Annotated in this window: 19 protein-coding genes and 1 pseudogene; 14 read left to right on the forward strand and 6 right to left on the reverse strand. The window is 61.4% G+C overall.

What is annotated here, in order from left to right; all coding sequences use genetic code 11:
• Positions 1 to 210 precede the first annotated feature (210 nt).
• A complete protein-coding gene (locus tag NJ75_RS00375; protein ID WP_137775974.1) occupies positions 211 to 777 on the forward strand; it encodes a hypothetical protein in 567 nt (188 codons plus the stop codon).
• Positions 778 to 1,009: 232 nt separating this feature from the next.
• Here the strand turns inward: NJ75_RS00375 and NJ75_RS24155 are convergent, their stop codons facing one another.
• The gene (locus NJ75_RS24155; protein WP_156135669.1) at positions 1,010 to 1,183 is read right to left on the reverse strand and encodes a hypothetical protein; all 174 of its coding nucleotides are present in this window, start codon (positions 1,181 to 1,183) and stop codon (positions 1,010 to 1,012) included.
• 37 nt (positions 1,184 to 1,220) lie between these two features.
• Here NJ75_RS24155 and NJ75_RS00380 point away from each other — a divergent pair, with 37 nt between their 5' ends.
• Positions 1,221 to 1,475, forward strand: a complete 255-nt coding sequence (locus tag NJ75_RS00380; protein WP_052241794.1) for a hypothetical protein — start codon at positions 1,221 to 1,223, stop codon at positions 1,473 to 1,475.
• A gap of 52 nt (positions 1,476 to 1,527) precedes the next feature.
• On the opposite strand, the gene NJ75_RS00385 is transcribed toward NJ75_RS00380, so the two are convergent.
• Complete coding sequence (locus tag NJ75_RS00385; RefSeq protein ID WP_137775973.1) at positions 1,528 to 1,794, reverse strand: hypothetical protein; 267 nt, start codon at positions 1,792 to 1,794, stop codon at positions 1,528 to 1,530.
• Positions 1,795 to 2,289: 495 nt separating this feature from the next.
• Here NJ75_RS00385 and NJ75_RS00390 point away from each other — a divergent pair, with 495 nt between their 5' ends.
• The 8 genes and pseudogenes from NJ75_RS00390 to NJ75_RS00420 form a co-directional block, all read left to right on the forward strand.
• Positions 2,290 to 2,580 carry a ribbon-helix-helix domain-containing protein gene (locus NJ75_RS00390; protein ID WP_022675496.1) on the forward strand — a complete coding sequence of 97 codons (291 nt, stop codon included), beginning with the start codon at positions 2,290 to 2,292 and terminating at the stop codon, positions 2,578 to 2,580.
• A 277-nt stretch (positions 2,581 to 2,857) separates the two neighbouring features.
• Positions 2,858 to 4,969, forward strand: coding sequence for a type IV secretion system DNA-binding domain-containing protein (locus tag NJ75_RS00395; RefSeq protein ID WP_236727030.1), 2,112 nt, complete (start codon positions 2,858 to 2,860; stop codon positions 4,967 to 4,969).
• Complete coding sequence (locus tag NJ75_RS00400) at positions 4,966 to 5,250, forward strand: helix-turn-helix domain-containing protein (protein ID WP_052241798.1); 285 nt, start codon at positions 4,966 to 4,968, stop codon at positions 5,248 to 5,250. The genes NJ75_RS00395 and NJ75_RS00400 overlap by 4 nt, the downstream gene beginning before the upstream one ends.
• A 1-nt stretch (position 5,251) precedes the next feature.
• On the forward strand, positions 5,252 to 8,278 hold the full coding sequence (gene mobF, locus NJ75_RS00405) for a MobF family relaxase (protein ID WP_039330730.1): 3,027 nt from the start codon (positions 5,252 to 5,254) through the stop codon (positions 8,276 to 8,278).
• 400 nt (positions 8,279 to 8,678) lie between these two features.
• Positions 8,679 to 8,888: a hypothetical protein gene (locus tag NJ75_RS00410; protein WP_039330732.1), complete on the forward strand. Its 210-nt coding sequence runs from the start codon at positions 8,679 to 8,681 to the stop codon at positions 8,886 to 8,888.
• 172 nt (positions 8,889 to 9,060) lie between these two features.
• Positions 9,061 to 10,041, forward strand: a complete 981-nt coding sequence (locus NJ75_RS00415; protein WP_156135671.1) for a helix-turn-helix transcriptional regulator — start codon at positions 9,061 to 9,063, stop codon at positions 10,039 to 10,041.
• 11 nt (positions 10,042 to 10,052) lie between these two features.
• Positions 10,053 to 10,307 carry a hypothetical protein gene (locus NJ75_RS24160; RefSeq protein WP_137775971.1) on the forward strand — a complete coding sequence of 85 codons (255 nt, stop codon included), beginning with the start codon at positions 10,053 to 10,055 and terminating at the stop codon, positions 10,305 to 10,307.
• Positions 10,267 to 10,716, forward strand: a pseudogene (locus tag NJ75_RS00420) (glycoside hydrolase family 130 protein); the annotation flags it as partial. The gene NJ75_RS24160 and the pseudogene NJ75_RS00420, both read left to right, overlap by 41 nt.
• Positions 10,717 to 10,877: 161 nt before the next feature.
• Here NJ75_RS00420 and NJ75_RS00425 read toward each other — a convergent pair.
• From NJ75_RS00425 to gnd, 4 genes are all read right to left on the reverse strand, one after another.
• Entirely contained in the window at positions 10,878 to 11,414 is a 537-nt protein-coding gene (locus NJ75_RS00425) for an SRPBCC family protein (protein ID WP_196490602.1), read from the reverse strand.
• 40 nt (positions 11,415 to 11,454) lie between these two features.
• Positions 11,455 to 11,715, reverse strand: a complete 261-nt coding sequence (locus NJ75_RS24165) for a hypothetical protein (protein WP_156135672.1) — start codon at positions 11,713 to 11,715, stop codon at positions 11,455 to 11,457.
• 167 nt (positions 11,716 to 11,882) lie between these two features.
• The gene (locus NJ75_RS00430) at positions 11,883 to 12,689 is read right to left on the reverse strand and encodes an LOG family protein (protein ID WP_082013211.1); all 807 of its coding nucleotides are present in this window, start codon (positions 12,687 to 12,689) and stop codon (positions 11,883 to 11,885) included.
• On the reverse strand, positions 12,686 to 13,771 hold the full coding sequence (gnd, locus tag NJ75_RS00435; RefSeq protein WP_269078563.1) for a phosphogluconate dehydrogenase (NAD(+)-dependent, decarboxylating): 1,086 nt from the start codon (positions 13,769 to 13,771) through the stop codon (positions 12,686 to 12,688). The genes NJ75_RS00430 and gnd overlap by 4 nt, the downstream gene beginning before the upstream one ends.
• A 187-nt stretch (positions 13,772 to 13,958) precedes the next feature.
• Between gnd and NJ75_RS00440 the strand changes: the two genes are divergently transcribed.
• The 4 genes from NJ75_RS00440 to NJ75_RS00455 all read left to right on the forward strand — a co-directional run bounded on the left by NJ75_RS00440 (position 13,959) and on the right by NJ75_RS00455 (position 16,907).
• Positions 13,959 to 15,446: an MBL fold metallo-hydrolase RNA specificity domain-containing protein gene (locus tag NJ75_RS00440; protein WP_082013213.1), complete on the forward strand. Its 1,488-nt coding sequence runs from the start codon at positions 13,959 to 13,961 to the stop codon at positions 15,444 to 15,446.
• Between the two features lie 116 nt (positions 15,447 to 15,562).
• The gene (locus tag NJ75_RS00445; RefSeq protein ID WP_039330738.1) at positions 15,563 to 15,922 is read left to right on the forward strand and encodes a hypothetical protein; all 360 of its coding nucleotides are present in this window, start codon (positions 15,563 to 15,565) and stop codon (positions 15,920 to 15,922) included.
• A 181-nt stretch (positions 15,923 to 16,103) separates the two neighbouring features.
• Positions 16,104 to 16,544: a MerR family transcriptional regulator gene (locus tag NJ75_RS00450; protein WP_137775970.1), complete on the forward strand. Its 441-nt coding sequence runs from the start codon at positions 16,104 to 16,106 to the stop codon at positions 16,542 to 16,544.
• A 27-nt stretch (positions 16,545 to 16,571) separates the two neighbouring features.
• Positions 16,572 to 16,907, forward strand: a complete 336-nt coding sequence (locus NJ75_RS00455; RefSeq protein WP_039330740.1) for a hypothetical protein — start codon at positions 16,572 to 16,574, stop codon at positions 16,905 to 16,907.
• The last annotated feature ends 25 nt before the right edge of the window (positions 16,908 to 16,932 follow it).

The raw sequence follows: 16,932 nt of genomic DNA on the forward strand, positions 1-16,932 counted from the left end.
CAATCTTCTTTCGTGCGAGCACGGGCTCAGGGGGCATCGAACCCCCCTTGCCCGTCACGGAGGAAGCCCGCTGGTGCCAGATGCTAAGCGCCGATTGGAACATGCAAAGGGCGGGCCGAGATCGGTGAGAATGGCCCCGCTCAGTATCCGGTCCTCACCCCTAAAAGAGGAGGGGGAAAGCAAGATGGCGAGCAGCAGCAGGAGGTAAAGATGCTCGTCACATTCAGGGTGAAGGACAAGACCACTCGGCTCCATTCCGAACCTGCGGAAATCTCCGCGCTCGAGCTCGCAAGCTTGATGCGGCGGCTGCACGCGGGCCATGCCGACATCGAAACCGAGAGTCACGAATTCTCGGCTACACCGCTCAACTTCGAAGTCAACGCGAACTCTCTTTCCCTCGCAAGCTTTGCCGCCTGCTTTGACTGGCGCGCCGAGGTGATTGCGATTGTCGAGGAGGCGCAGTTTCTTGGGCGAACGCTGCGTGTCCACTGCCCCGGCGGACCCTCCCCGATCACCATCATGGTCTCCGAGCATATCGCCCTTGCGCGCGACATCCCGCTGCCATCGGAACTTTCCGCCAAGGTTGTGCGGGCACTGGGGCAGGGCGACGGTTCAGAGGGGGAAATCTCGCTGGATGCGCTACGTGCCCTGCTTAGCGATCACCATACCGCTGAAGCCTTTCGCAGTGCCCAGATCGAGACCGTCTTCGAAAGCCTGTCGGTCCTTGCATACACCGATTGCGGCGAACAGTTTCCAACAATGGAATGGGCGCCGTGAGCGCGCTCTCAGGTAAAGCACTGCTCATCCGCTGAATGGCAATCTTGCTCCCGTTTCTGAATACACAGCGCTAACCAGTTTCAGGTCGATCGACGAACAGCCTCCCGCTCGTTCGGCAAGGGAAAAGGGTGCCCGGCCTCAAGTCGTGGTGCCCTTTTCTCATGCCATGGAACCAGCGCTCTGCGCGAAGACGGCGACGCTCCCAAGGCGCGGTGTAAATCCGACTTCAGCCTCATGCCAATGGCCCGTCCACCACCATCGCCATGAGCACTCCGGACATGCCCGGGTCAACCACAAACAGGCCGACCGGGAAGTCCGCAAGCGGACTTCCGCACCACTCGACCAGTTTGCGGTCAAGCCTCCGCTTCGCTCCGGTGACCCGAGCACATCCGGAGCGCTGTTTCATGGCATGGCGGACGAGCCGCCAACGACAGGAGGCAACGATGTGCTACACCGCAGAAGCCTATGAAGCTGACACCGCCACGATCCGCCAGATTGATACCGACATCATCGCACTCGATGAGAAGATCATGCAGGCAGAACGGCGCTCCTATCACACCTTCTTCGATGTGCACGTGGTCCAGGCCGGAGACGGCTCATATCTGCTGATCGAGGAAGGTGACTACGGTGAGCTTCCGCTGCATCTGATCGACGACATCGTCTACACCGCAACCGGCAAAATGGACGACGAGTATTGAGCCCAACGGGTGCGGGTCGCCGCACCCAAAGGTCTTTGTGTCACTCTGCCCCTCAGCCCAATTTGGTCAGCGCGTCGATCGCCGCTTTGGGCTTCACTTTGACGGCGAGTTCGAGCAGCTGGATTGCCCGGTCTTGCCCCACCTTTCGCACCAGTCTGGCGAGCTGCTTCTCCGCCTCTTCCTGTTCGAGTTCAGCGAGCTTTTTCTTGCGCTCCGCCAACTCCTTTTCAGCGGCTTCCAAAGCAGCGCGCTCGCGTTCAACCTTTGACACCATAAGGCCTAATCCTCGCGTCTCGTTTGATTGCCAGATGATATCCATCTGTGGAGTCAAATCGAGACGTTTTTTTGTCTGATGCTTCTGCGCCCTCGCGGACAATCGTGATGACACCCCGCAGCTGAGGCTTCGAGACGGGCACTGCCGATCGTCGTCGATACAGTGCAGTCTCCGATATCGGGGCACGCCGGCCTTCGGCCTGGCTTCCTTCCGGAATGCCACCTCCGACATGCGACTCCCACCAAACCTTTGATCTCAGCACATAGCCGCCAAGTCCCTGAGAAAGCACACCGAACACGGTTTGACCGTAAGGCGTTTCGGAACGAATCACGTTTAATTGCAGGAGGTTAGACGCAAATAGGCGACCCCGGGGATCGGCGAAACATGTTTCGGGCACTTACGGAGAACGTCTAAAGCATGTGAAATCAGAGAGATAGCGCCGCAACATGTTTCGGATCGCAAAGCGCTTTTCATGGCGTTTCGGCTACGGTATAAATGCGCCTGCGGTATCCAAGCCATGCATAACCTTGTGAGGTTTGCATGGGTAAAGTCTTCAAAGGCATCGGCATCGGTCTGTCCGAGGAGGTGCTGCGCGAGCTGGATGCATTTGCCACCAGCAAGGGTGTTTCGCGGGCTGAAGCGATCCGGGCTTCGATTGCCGTTGGCCTCCCCCTCCTCAACCTTGGCATCGCGCTCAATGCCGAACGCGCTCTGACGATCCTCGAGCATACTCAGCTCGCGCTGTCGCTTCTGGTTGAACGGCAATACCCCGAGGACGTCAACGAGCTCATCGATATGGCTCTGCGCAACGTGCGTGAATACCATGCGTGAGGACATCCGTTTCAGCAAGAAAGCCGTCACGCTGACTCACGACTCCGCGCGCGGAAAAGTGAAGCGAAATGCCGGCAATTTCACTCGCGGATCGCAGCTGTTTCACCATCAGATTCTGATGACCTGGGCAGGGGTGCGTATCCCTCTTTACACATGGGCCGGGACAACGCTCTGTCTGCTGTCCCTGCTCGTTGCGATCACCTTCAAGGACCATGAGGTGAACCTTGTTCTGATGCGGGTCCTTGCGGAGTTCTGGAATTGGGTCGGACTGAACCCCATGAAGTCCGTCAACCTGACCCTCCCGTCGGGCGATATGGTGCAGGGCCGGATGCATATGGTGCCCTTTCATCCCGCCGTGATGGCGGCATGGGGAAAGGCCATTCAAGTGACCGTCTCAGCCATGCTGGGATCGGTCTTCATTTGCGTGCCGCTGACGATCTGGTTCTTTGACTACTCGCGACGCCGCGGGTCAGAGATTCTCACCGAGCGCCATGAGCGCGGTGCGGTCAAGGTCGAGCGTGATGTGCTCATTGCCGCGATCAAGCAGTACAACTGGAATGAGCACCAGAAGGAATGCCTTGCCCGGGTTCCGGCAGAGGATCCCGATGCGGTTCTCAAGGAGAGCCTCAAGAGCCGCACTCGCCGCGGACTTCACCAACCCTACAGGCTGGCTGGTGTCCCGTTCCCTTGGCGCCTCGAGCAGAGCCACGCGATGTTCATCGGCACCACTGGAGCAGGCAAGACAACCGAGCTCAAGAAGATCGTCACACAGGCGCGCGCGCGGGGCCATCGGTGCGTCATCTTCGACCTCACCGGGACCTTCGTCGAGAGCTTCTACGAAGAGACCACCGACTTCATTCTCAATCCGATGGATCAGCGTTGCCAACCCTGGTCGATCTTCAACGATTGCGACAACTATGCCGAGTTCATGAGTGCCGCCAGCGCGCTGGTCCCGAGCGGCCGCAATGCGGACGATGATTTCTGGCAGAAGTCGGCCCGCACAATCTTTGTCGAAATGTGCATGAAGATGATCAAGCTCGGCATCCGCTCGAACGGCGGGCTTGCCTACTTCCTGATGCACGCCGACCTCAAAACAATCAGCCGCTATCTCGAAGGAACTATCGCAGCTCCGTTGATGTCGCCGTCAGCTGCAAAAATGGCCGAAGCGATCCGGGCAACCTTCAATGCGAACGCCAACGTATTCCGCTTCTTGCCTGAGCCGGCCAACGGTCAGCCCGGCTTCTCGATCAACAAGTGGATGACCGAGGATGTGAAGGAAGGATCGATCCTTTTCATCACGTCGACCCACCCAGACCTTGTGCTTAATCGGCCGCTGCTGACCTTGTGGATGGACATTGCCGTCAACGCTCTGTTTCGCATGGGCCGGACCCGCAATCTGCGCACCTGGTTTCTCATTGACGAAGTCCATGCGCTCCATCGTCTGCCCGCCATCGAGAACGGCCTTCAGACCGCCCGAGGGGTCGGCGGTGCCTTCATTCTGGGAATGCATTCCTTCGGTGCCTTGCAGGACACTTACGGGGAGAATGGCGCGACGCATCTCACGTCTCTCGCTGGCACCAAACTGATCCTTAAACTGGCCGATCCGGCCACTGCCCAGCGCTGCTCGGAGTTCATTGGCCGGCGCGAGGTCAGGCAGATGGATGAGGCCTATTCCTATGGCTACAACAGCAACCGGGATGCTTCGACGATCACACCGCGCACCCAGGTGGCCGAACTCGTCTTCCCGGACGACATTTCCAACCTTCCGTCGATGCACGGCTTTGTGAAGTTCCCGGACGGATTTCCGGCAGCCCGGATCGAGCTCAGTTGGAAAGATTACAAGGCGCGCGCGCCCGGTTTCGTTCGTGTCACGGATATGCGCGCGGCAGACTATGTTCCAACGCCCGAGGAAGCCGCAGAGATGTTGATGAGGGCAGGTGAGGAGAGCGGTCCGGACAGGCAGCCGCAGCGGTCTGAAAAGCCCGTCGATGCGGAGCGCACCGATGCCGAGCAGGAAGCGGAAAGGCTGCGCGAGGAGATCGAGCGATCGGTCGAACGAACCGTCGAAGAGGCTGAGCGAATTCTGCGCGAACAGCGCAAGGAGGAAGAGAGCGCTGGGCCACCGACGCGCGATCACGACCCCCACAGCGCCTTCAAGTTCAGCAAGTCTGGCGAGAAGGACAGACGCGAGAGGCAGCAATTCGCTTTGAAGGATGTCGAGGAGCGATCTGGTCTCACGCGGAACCGTACTGAACAGCTGCGCGACAAGGATGCGCGGGATGCGGGCCAGGAGAGCGAGATCCAGCGTGAAAACATCCATGGCTTCGGGGCCGAGGACAAGCGCCGCGCAGAGCCTTCGATTGATGACGATCAGGAGCCGGAACGATGACGGTTCACATCACTGTCCGGAAGCCGGCACCAGCATCCTGCGTTGCCTTCGGCCTACGGCTGCGGACGCTGCGAGCGGCGCTTTCCAAGACGCAGGGCGAGTTCGCCTCGGACCTTGGAATCGCGGTGAAGACGGTCAAGAATTATGAAGGCGGTCACAGGGATCCGCCAGCCACTCTCGTCGCGCTTGTCTGCATCAAATTCACTGTCGATCCAGCCTGGCTTCTGCTGGGCGATGCCGCTCGTCCAATGTTCCAGTCAACGCCTCGGGAAGGGGCCTGACATGCTTTCGGTCGCATCAGTGGGATCGGCAGGAGGCGCAGCCAACTATTTCGCCAAGGATGACTACTATGTTGGCGATGGCCCGGCTGAGCTCAGCGAGTGGGGCGGGAAGGGTGCCGAGGCTCTCGGGCTCAAGGGGCAGGTCTCGAAGGACGACTTCGAGAAGCTGCTCGACGGCAAGCTTCCCGACGGGAGCATCGTCAATACCAATGCCAACCGCCGCGCCGGGATCGACCTGACTTTCTCGATGCCGAAGTCGGCTAGTCTGATGATCCAGTTGGGGGGCGACAAGCGCGTTCTGGAGGCGCAAGCCAGTGCGGTCAAATCTGTCATGGCCTATCTGGAAAAGCACTTCGCAGAAGCGCGGGACTATTCCCGGAATGGCAATGGCGAACCGGTCAGGACCGGCAACCTCGTCTACGCGCTCTTCCAGCACGATACGAGCCGCAAACTCGACCCGCAGAACCACACCCATGCCGTGATAGCCGCGATGACGCAGGACAAGGCGGGCAAGTGGAAGGCGCTCTGGAACGGCGAGATCTGGAAGAACAATTCGGTCCTAGGCTCAATCTATAACGCGGCCCTGCGCAGCAACCTCGAGAAGCTGGGATACCAGACAGAGATTACCGGCAAGCACGGCCAGTTCGAGATCAAGGGTGTGCCGCGCGATGTCATCGATGCCTTCAGCCAGAGGCGTCAGGACATTCTGGCAACCGCGGAGAGGTTGGGTCGCAGTCCGACCGAAACCGAAGCGATGCGCGAGATCACCAAGCGGACCCGCGATCCCAAGCTCAATCCCGACGACAAGCAGGCGCTCAAGGCAGAATGGGCGCGGCGCGCGGAAGGTCTTGGTTTCGACGCCAAGGCCCTTGCCGAACAGGCTATGTCGCGCTCGCAGCTGTCGGCCGAAGCCAAGCTTGGCACCGCCGAGCGCGTGCGCGAGGCGATCAACGACATTCGCGCGAATGCCCGAATCTATACGCGTCCGGCTGACGAACTCACGACTAATGGCCTGGCGCGGACCCTGCTGACCCCAAGACAGCTGCGCACTGAGATGGCAACCGCTTCGGCCATTCGCATGATTGGCGAGCGGGAAACCTCGTGGACGCGAGCCGAGCTCGTGAAAAGCGCGCTCGACCTTGGCCTCAAGGGCGTAACCGCCGAAGGTGTCGAAGCCCGAATGCAGCGGCTGCTGGAGGGCGGCCAGGTGCTCGCAGGCAAAAGCACCCGGATCGATGGGGTGCCTGATCGGTATACCACGCCCGAACACCGAATGATCGAGCGCTCGACACTCGACAACGTGGCGCGAGGGAAGGGGGCCAGTCCAGCCATGATTGCGATGGGCGAGGCCCCGGCACGCCTGCGAGAGGCTGCCGGCGACAAACCACTCAACGTTGAGCAGATCGCCGCTGGCACCTTGGCGCTCGGGAGTGACGACCGCACGGTGGTGATCCAAGGGGTCGCGGGCGCCGGCAAGACGACACTCATTTCCGCCATCGCCAGCGTCTCCCATCAGGAGGGCAGGGAGGTGATCGGCCTTGCCTTTGCCAACAAGATGGTAAGCGACCTCCGGAACGATACCCAGCTTCGCGGTCGCGGCGGCGAAGTGCTGCAAGCGGGGATCGCAGCGCAGACGGTCTCCTCGTTCATCAACCAGCATTTGCGCGGTGCGCTCCATGGGTCAGGGCCGCAGTTCGAGGCCTCGCGCAACGCGGTCGCAGGCAAGGTTCTCATCCTTGATGAAGCCTCGCTCGTTGCCAACAAGCCGATGAACGACCTTCTCACCATCGCCAACCGGCTCGGCGCCGAGAAGGTCATTATGGTGGGCGACAAGGCGCAGCTGCTCTCGATCGAGGCGGGCAAAGCCTTTGCGCTCATCCAGGCGGACAATCCGGCCATGGCCCGGCTCGACACCAGCCTGCGCCAGCGGACACCCCACATGCAGGAAGCCGCCGGCCTTGCGAGGGCTGGCCAGTTCAGGGAGAGCTTTGCTTCGCTTGGGGAGCGCGTGATCGAGGCGGGGCATGATCATCTTCGGGTCACGGCGCAAACCTGGCTAGCGCTGTCGCCGGAAGATCGGGCGCGCACAGCGATATACTCTGCTGGGCGCGATGCACGCGGCGCGCTCAACCGGATGGTGCAGGAGGGGCTGAAAGCCGAAGGAGCGCTGAAGGGCGAGGGCATACAGCTGACGACACTGCTACCGGCCCACGCGACACGCGAAGAGCTGCGCTATGCCAACACTTACGACAAGGGCCAGGTTCTCGAGGTCATGCGTGCCAACGCTCCGGGGGGGCTGGCGTGCGGGCGCTATGACGTTGAAGGCACCGATGGTCAGGGGAGGGTGGTGCTACGCGATGCACAGGGCAAGCTGAAGCGCTTCGACCCTTCCAGCATCGACCCGGCTGACAAGCGCGATGCCCTGCGACTTTCAGAGAAGCACCGGGAGACGATCTACGAAGGTGACAAGGTCCGCTGGAACGAAAAGGACACCGCTCGCGGCCTGATGAAGTCCGAAGAGGCCCGGATTCTGATGATCCAGGACGGGGTCGTAACGGTCGAGAACCGCCAAGGCGACACCATCGAGCTCAAGCAGAACGACCGGATGCTCGAGCGCATGGGTCTCGCCTATGCGCTGAACATGCATCAGGCGCAGGGCGATACCCGTGACATGGCGATCGGCGAGATGCACTCGGCCGCTCGCAACCTTTCCAACCAGCGCCTTGCACTTGTGATGATGACCCGCGTGCGTGACGACATCACGATCGTCACCAACGACAAGGACCGTCTGCTCAGTCAGATTGAGCGCAACCCCGGCGACAAGACCAGCGCGCTAGAGACCCTTGGCGAGAAGCAGGTCGATGAGGGCAAGGGAAAGCGTACGTCCGCTGAATTCAGCCCGAAGATCCCCGAACACCTGCGCGCCGGTAGAGACAGCCTCGCGCCGCTTCCCAATGTGGCAAGGGACAGCCTGCGGTCAGTACCTCAGATCGACCTGCCCGAACGCAGCATCGAACGCAGCCGATAGGAGAAGAGTCATGCTACGACGAGATCCAGCGATGTCCGGTGCGGAATCAGGTTCTGCAAGTGAGCCAATTTCTCTCGTTTCGCATCCGGTAACGGAAGGGTTCATCAAGGCAACAGGGGTTGATGCTCCCGGCGTCGCTGAGCCGGTTGGGGTCCAGCTTGGCCCTTTCCCCGGACCGGAATGGGTTGCTCTCGGTTTGGCCATCCTGGCCTCAGTGGCTGCCGGATCGCTGGCGGCTGCGTGCGCAAAAGTCTTCCGGAAAATAGTGCGGCTGCACCCTTCACGGCTCAGGGCTCGCCAATCAGCCACTACCCGATCGACCAGGCCCCAGAGGCAATCGGCATGATCCTGCGCATCCAATCTTCCAGACCGTCCATCACCACATCAAGGAGAGCATGAAATGGCATTCGATTACGAAGATGCCGGAACCTTCGGCAGCGAGCGCGAGGCGAAGGACTGGGCGCTGCGCAACAAGATTGATCTGCGCGATCTCCACATCCACAATGCCGGCGGTCAGCGGGTCGAGGTGGGTATTCGCAAGAGCGCCTACGACCAGCGCGAAGACTATGACAACCGGTACGGGCAGAGGCAGGACGGCTTCTGGCGGTGAAAGTTTGATGTGATGTGACCGACTGACGCCTGATGAGCCATTGGATCAATCGCGGAAGAGATATGATCCCCCGACAGATCAAGAAGCCAATCTTTTGGCTCATTGCGTGATCCATCTGCGGGCTGGCTCGGGGTCGGTAACCCTGCTTTCCGCGAAAATGAGGCATAGATGATTGTCGTTATTGCGTCGGAATGGCTCATTATTGAGGCAGGAGGACGTTATGAGCACCATCAACCCGGACAAATTGATCTTCCTGCGTAAGGAAGCCGGACTGACCGCCGAAGCGTTGGCCGATGCGGCCCACGTCGGCCGCGCTACCATCACCCGAATTGAAAACGGGAAAGCGGGCCCGACCCGACCCGAGACGGCCAAGAGACTGGCAAGCACCCTGAAGTGCCAGCCTGCGGACCTTTTCACACCTCCCGACCCTGATCAGGCGCGCAACTTTTTCAACGATCGCGCGCCCCTCGACCTCAGCATCTCGAATGCGGCGCAGAATGCGCTGGAGCTTGTCGCCATGCGCTACAATGAGACCCGCGAAACGATCCTCGAACTGGCGCCGCTGCTGTTCGACCTTGTCGCGCGCGAGAGCCTCCTCGAACGCAGCAATCGGCTCGCGGAACTCAGCGCCCGGCGTGACGCCGTTGGTGAAATGGGCCGTCATTTCTCTCACCTCGGCGGCAGGTTCCTGCATGATTGGCAGGCGGAAGAAGTGGAGACCCAGGAGGAGATCTCGATCCGCAAGCGGGATCTTCGCGCCTCCTACGTTCTCGAGAGCACGAAGATCGAGGATGCCTTCGTGCCGCAGGATTATGACGAGGAATGCGACAACCCCTTCGTGGACCATCTGAAGCGGCGCATGGAAGAGGTGCGGCAGGATGGCGACGACGCACCTTCGCTCGACGTGTGGCCAGTATGGCGCAGCCCGAGTTACGACGTTGGAAATGGGGAGGCATTGGTCCTCGCGCAGGGCGATATAGAACTGGCGAGGTCGATCTTGACAGGTGCTGTCCAACTCGCTCGGCTACCGAAAAACCTGCGCGGTGCAGATGCCGCGGAGGCAAGATTGGGCTGGATGCGTGAGCAAAAAGCTCTGCACGACGAGAAGATTGCAGAGCTCCTCGGTGATCTCCTTATCGATGCAATCGAATAAGGAGGGGCGCCATGAACAGGAATCCATTTGGCGCGGGCTCTCTCACCGGTCGCGGCGCGGCTCAGTCGACCCGGCACGGCCAGCTACGACAGGCTGAGCGCTGTGTCCCGCAGTTCATCATCGATGCGCTGATCGACTTTGGCGAGGAGCGGTTTCTCGGAGGCGAATGCAGATCATACAGCTTCACCAAAGCAACCTGGAAAAAATACGCCTGCTATATGGGATCGGATCGACGGGAAATACGCGATGATCGGACGGCAGGATAACGAGAACATCTGGCTCCTGGCCTCGGACGATGTTTACGATTGGAACGGCGGGGCAAGAATAGTCCGGCCGCGTTGGCCTTGGGAATTCGTCCAGATGGGCAACTGCGGCTCGCCGATCGAAATCGACGAGGGTTGGTTGCTCATGACTCACGGTGTTGGACCGGCGCGCAATTACTGCATTGGCGCTTGCCTCCTCGACCGAAATGATCCTGCCAAACTGCTTGCCCGGGTCACACAGCCGTTGTTGCGGGCCGATGCGGACGAACGGGATGGTTACGTTCCCAATGTCATGTACAGCTGCGGTGCGATGGTTCACGGGCGGACTTTGGTGTTGCCCTACGCTGTTGCCGATAGCTTCACTCGTTTCGCCACAATGCCGCTCGATCGGTTGCTGGCGGCGATGGCGTAGCGGGATCGCGATCCAGGGAGAAGCCAGACAATTGACAGCACGCCATCTTGCTGCTTCACCCGCCGCAATAAGGCATATCCGCAGGAGGAACACCCTGACCGGTGAGGGTGTCGTCGTGCAAATTTTTCCTGTGCGTTGTTCCGAGCCCCCTGCCCGCGCGGTCACGCGGCGAAGGTGTGTGCTGCATCGTTCGCCATGGATCGGGTGCACCAGCGTGCATATGCGCGGCCAGGGATCAGTCCCAACAAGCGCCAGGGCCAATTCGGCAGATCGTAGTCGATGAAGACCGTCAGCCGCGAACCGAGTCCTTGGGGGGCAATGTCGAAACCCATCCGATAGGCACCGATGACCAGCAATCGCGGCACGCCTTCGGTTTCCCAGGCCTTGCGGCGAGGCGGATCGCGTTCGGTGACGATCTCGCTCAGCTCGAGCGAAAGGCCCAGCACCTTGCCGTGCATGCCGATCCTCGAGCCCAGCATACGTCCGCGATCGTGATCGAACGTGAACTTCATCGAACTCCCGGCCATCATTGCAGAAGACTGCATCATGTGGGACGCCAGCTTTGCTTGATCGTCCAGGTGCTCGAACAGCGTTGCGGGATCGACGGCAATATCGACCACTACAGCCGCTCTGTGCTGGTAGAATCTCTGTGGTGATTTGCCGTGCGGCATCGAATCCTGCCGTTCTTCGCCCTTCACCGTAGAGCGTTCACTTGACTGCATGGCGCCGGCAAGCCGTTCAACAGCAGCCGCCGGACTTCATCGGCATGGCGGAAGGCGATGGGGACGGCGAAGGGTGAGGTGCCGCGGCGGGCGCGCGCTGGGTTCGCGCGGAGCGCTGCCGATGCCGGACAGGGTGCTTCGGCTTCGCCTTGGGTTTCACCTGCTGCTTTGGAGCAGGCATGTCGCTCATGCCGGGAGGCATCTGGTCGGCCAGGGCGGGGCCGATACCTGCGGTCAGAAGTCCCAAAGCAGCGACGATCATCGATGTTCTTTTCATGCAGTGTTTCCTTGCTGATGGCTGCCACGGTTCGGTCAGCCTCGCGGGGATTCTGCGGCGGGCGGGTTAGAGGCGCTATACGTAGATCGCGAATGGACAGCGCGGGCGATCACGCCGACGAAAGAGCATCGCATCGACAGCGCCAGGCCGCGGAGCGCTGGCCAGGCCTACGATACGGGTTCAAGGCCGAGGCTTATCAGAGCCTGCCAGACCTCATCGGACGTATTTGCATAGGCGAACAGTTCGCGATCGGCGCGATCGATCATGCCGTTCTCGCAGAAAACATCGAGATTGATGGCTGCCTGCCAATAGCTTTGGTCGAACAGCACGATCGGCACCTTGGGAGCCTTTCCGGTCTGGCGGAGGGTCAGGATTTCGAACATCTCGTCCAAAGTCCCGAAGCCGCCCGGGAATACGACCAGAGCGCTGGCGCGCATCGCGAGGTGCATTTTGCGGATCGCAAAATAATGGAACCGGAATGTCAGCTCGGGCGTGGTGTAGGGATTGGGTGCCTGCTCGCGCGGGAGCGTGATATTGAAACCGATCGTCGGTGCACAGGCATCGTGCGCGCCGCGATTGGCCGCCTCCATGATCCCCGGCCCGCCCCCAGTGGCGATGACATTGACCCGTTTGCCATCGTTGCGCGAGAGCGCGCCGCCGCGTTCGGATGCCAGTCGGCCGAACTTGCGCGCCTCGTCATACCAGAAGCCGCCATTGCCAGTTTGCCCTGCCCGGACCCGCGCACTGCCGAAGACGACAATCGTCGACAAGACGCCCCAAGCGCGCAGAGCCTCTTCGACTTTTTCGTATTCGAGCAGAAAGCGGACCCCGCGCATCGAATCGCCGAGAATGAAGTCCTGATCCAGCGCGGCCAAACGGTACGAGGGCAGGTCCGCAGCGCGCACGCTTGGAAAGCAATGCTCGCAGGGATGCGGTGTGAGGGCGCTGCAGTACGGCTCGTCATTCGAGGTCATCGGCGCGCTCCAATATCCTCGGGGCGGGTTCCGCGTGATCCTTGGAGCTGCGGCTGCATGGCCTCGCGATGACCGCCGAACTCCTCGCGCATGGCCGAAAGCATCTTGTCGCCGAACGTATGCTCGTGGCGCGACCTGAACCGCGCATTCAATGCGGCAGCCAGGACATTGGCCGGAACACCTTGCTTGATCGCGGTCGATACGGCCCAACGCCCCTCGCCGGAGTCGTCGACCTGTCCTTCGAGATGCAGCAGCTGGCCATCCTTGGCCAAAGCGCCCGCGATCAGGTCGAGCAGCCAGGAGGATACGACACTGCCCCGCCGCCAAACCTCGGCGATATCCGCGAGGTTGAATTCGTATCGAGCGCCTGTCCGATCGGCCAGGACCGAGGCGTTTCGCAGGATGTCGAAGCCTTCGGCGAACGCCTGCATCATCCCATATTCGATGGCGTTGTGAACCATCTTCGCGAAGTGTCCGGCGCCGTGGGGTCCGGCATGGACATATCCATGGTCCGGCCTCTGGTCTGCGCCCTGGCGTCCGATCGTCTGTGCCGCTGCGCCGATCCCGGGCGCCAGCGCCTTGAAGATCGGATCGATATGGGAGACCGCTTCGGGCGTTCCGCCGATCATCAGCGAGTAGCCGCGCTCGCGGCCCCAGATGCCGCCGCTCGTGCCCACATCGACGTAACCGATCCCGCTTTCAGCGAGCAGGGCCGCCCGGCGAAGATCATCTTCATAGAAGGTGTTTCCGCCATCGACGATGATGTCGCCGGGAGACAGGAGGTCCGACAGGGTGTGAATGGCCGTTTCGGTTGCGGAGCCGGCTGGCAGCATTATCCAGAGGACGCGCGGCGCGGACAGGGCTGCTACCAGCCCGGACAGATCACGTGCTGCTTGAGCTCCAGCTGCCGCGATTTCATCCACCCGCGCCAGGTCGAGATCGAAGGCAATGCAGCTGTGCCCTGCGGCCAGCAGCCTGCGGGCGATATTGCTGCCCATGCGGCCGAGCCCGACAATTCCGATTTGCATGCCGACCGTCCCCCTCTCCATCGTTTTTCGCTTCGAAGCGCGCCAGGCGAATATAGACCCGGCATGCGTTCGAGCGCCCTGACCTGGTGCAACTGCGGCGACGCGGCAAATAGCGCCATAGGTAGATGTCACATTGCCCTAGGTCGCCGCGCGACCATTCGCTGCGAGCAATACGTATGGCCTTCGTCCCGCACGCCAGAGAAAATCGGTCCTAGAACCACGATTTCGGGAGGCAACGTCCATGCACAAGCACAAGAAGCACCGCGCGAAGGACAAGTCCCGCGGACATTTCCTCCCCGGCATCGAACCGCAGGCGAGACTTGACGTAGAGCCTCGTCCGTCCGGACATGGACTTGCGATCGGTTTCTTTGGCGCCAGCGGAACCGTGACGGGATCGCGCTACCTTCTCGAAGACGATTCGACGCGAATACTGGTGGATTGCGGACTGTTCCAGGGTGGCCGGGAGCTCAGGGGACTCAATTGGGCGCCGCCTCCGCCCGAGGTCGATGACGTCGAAACCATTCTCCTCACGCACGCGCACCTCGATCATTCCGGAGCGATCCCGCGCCTGGTTCGCAATGGCTGGAAAGGGCGGGTCATCGCGACGCGCGCCACGGCCGAACTCTGCGAGCTGCTGCTTCCGGACAGCGGCCATCTCCAGGAGAAGGACGCCCAGTTCGCCAACCGGCGGGGCTATTCGCGGCATCGGCCCGCCTTGCCGCTCTACACCCAGAATGACGCTCTCAACGCACTGGAGCATTTCGAAGGTGTGGCTTTCGACGCAGCTGTAGAGGTCGCCCCCGGCATCTCCGCGCGCTTTCGCCGCGCCGGCCATATCCTTGGCGCAGCCTCGATCGAGATCGACTGGAAGGGCACGAGGATTCTCTTTTCAGGGGATTTGGGCCGCTACGACGATGCAGTCATGTTCGATCCCACACCGCCGCCGGAAGCGGACTATCTGATCGTCGAATCCACGTACGGTGACCGTGAGCATGATGCGCTCTCGCCCGAACTGGCTTTGGGCGACAGTATCGAACGCTGCGTTGCACGCGGCGGGACGGTTGTAATTCCGGCGTTCGCGGTCGGGAGGGCGCAGTCGCTGCTCTACTACCTGTCCTTGCTCAAGCAAGCTGGGCGTTTGCAGGGCGTGCCGGTCTATCTCGATAGCCCGATGGCGATCGACGCCAGCGAGATCATGTGTGCCCACTCGGGCGGCCACCGTTTGTCCCGCGAGCAATGCAAAACGGCCTGCGCAGTCGCGCACTACGTCCGCGAATCCGAGGAATCGAAGGCCCTGACGGCAGATCGGAATCCGAAGGTCATCATCTCGGCGAGCGGCATGGCCACGGGCGGGCGCGTGGTCCATCATCTCGCCCAGTTCGCGCCCGACCCCAAGAACCTCATTCTATTCGCAGGGTTTCAGGCCGCCGGAACCCGCGGGGCCGCGCTTGTTGCCGGGGCAACGACGATCCGGATCTTCGGCGAAGAGGTGCCGGTCCTTGCCGAGGTGACCAACCTCTCGATGCTGTCGGCGCATGCCGATTGCAATGAGATCATGCGCTGGCTTTCGGGCATGCCGCAGGCGCCGCGAAGGACCTTTGTGACGCACGGCGAAGCCAGCGCCTCGGCGACGATGGCTGAACGGATCGCACGCGAACTTGGTTGGCACTGCGAAACTCCCCGGCTGGGCAGCTGGGGCGATATAGCGCTGGCCACGGACCACGCCTGACGATGTGACCAATACGTATGTCAAGCCGGGACGCGGGTCCTTATCCCAATGAATGAAGACAGGATCTTCCCCATTAGGCCTGGGGCCGGCCTCCAAATTTCGCGAAGGAGTCGATCATGTTGAAGAAGTCCCTCACCGCCGCGTTCGCTGGAATTGCCTTGCTCGGCGCGACCCCTGTCCTGTCGCAGGGCATCGGCCACACCTGGTTTATGCGCGGCACCATCGTCGAAGTCGGTTCAACCGGAACAGTCGTTTGCATCGGCAAAGCCGACGGTGCCGAGGTCGGACAGGTTCTCGACGTCTATCGGATCGTCCCTCATACTGGCCCGCAAAAGGGCACGGGCCCGAGTTTTCACCGCAAGGAGGTCGGCGAAGTCAGGATCGATCACGTTTTCGACGACCATTTCGCCCACGTCACCGTCGTCAGCGGCAAGCCGGCTCGCAACGATATCGTCGAACTGCAGCGCAGTCACTAAGCGCGGCCAGCCGCGCGCGCGGCGGCGGTCTATGGGCACGTTGGCCTTTCCCACCGGAGGGCCAACGACCCCTACTCCCCGTGCGAGGCGCTGCACGGCCGGGACGCCCAACAACGGTTCCAAGCGGAAACCGCCTGCACACAAGATGCAGCGCCCGGCCAGCCACATTGGGATGGATGCCATGGCAGGATTGAAGATAGGAGAGTTCGCCGCAGCCGCCGGCGTGGGCCGCGATGCGGTTCGCCATTACGAACGCATCGGCCTGTTGCCTGCGGTGGTCAGAAATGGCGCAGGCTACCGGGTCTACAGCGACGACGACCTCGAGCGGCTGCAATGCATTCGCCACGTCCACGAAGCGGGCTTCAGCCTCGAACAGACCCGCGATTTGCTCGAAGCATCGACAGCAAACCGCGATCGGATCGAGACGCTGCTCGGCGTCACGCGCGCGAAGCTCGACGCCGCGAGGGACAATGTCGAGTGGCTCTCGGAAGTCGTAACGTTCCTGACCAGCCTGGTCGCCGCAACGCCGCTAGACGAAGCCCAGCCCCTGTGGGTCGGTTTTCAGGCGGGAAGATGTGCAACGCGGCGCCGCAGATCGCGCTTCGCGCGAGGCAATTGCTAATCATTACCAAGAAAGAAAGGACCGAATATGGCTTACCTAAATCGCAAGGCACTGTCGTGGACTGGCTTCGGTCTGGCGCTTGCAGGCGCCCTCGCGCTGTCGGCCTGCAACAGCAAGGACAAAGAGGCCACCCCCAGCGCGGCAGCCACCGACGCCGCAAGCGAGACAGGAGCCAGCGACGCGACCAATTCCACGGCAGCCGACGATATGCACAACCGGATGGAGGCCGACCAGCGCCAGAAGATGGATCACGACAGCATGCGCATGGGTCCGGGAATGAACCACCCCGCTACCCCGGCTCCCGACTCGCAGCCAACCAACCAGAGCAGTTCGATGCCAAGCGGGGGCATGCAGGACATGTAGGCGGCGATCGAGCGTTCCCCATGTC

This window comes from Novosphingobium subterraneum, assembly GCF_000807925.1.
Taxonomy (GTDB): domain Bacteria; phylum Pseudomonadota; class Alphaproteobacteria; order Sphingomonadales; family Sphingomonadaceae; genus Novosphingobium; species Novosphingobium subterraneum.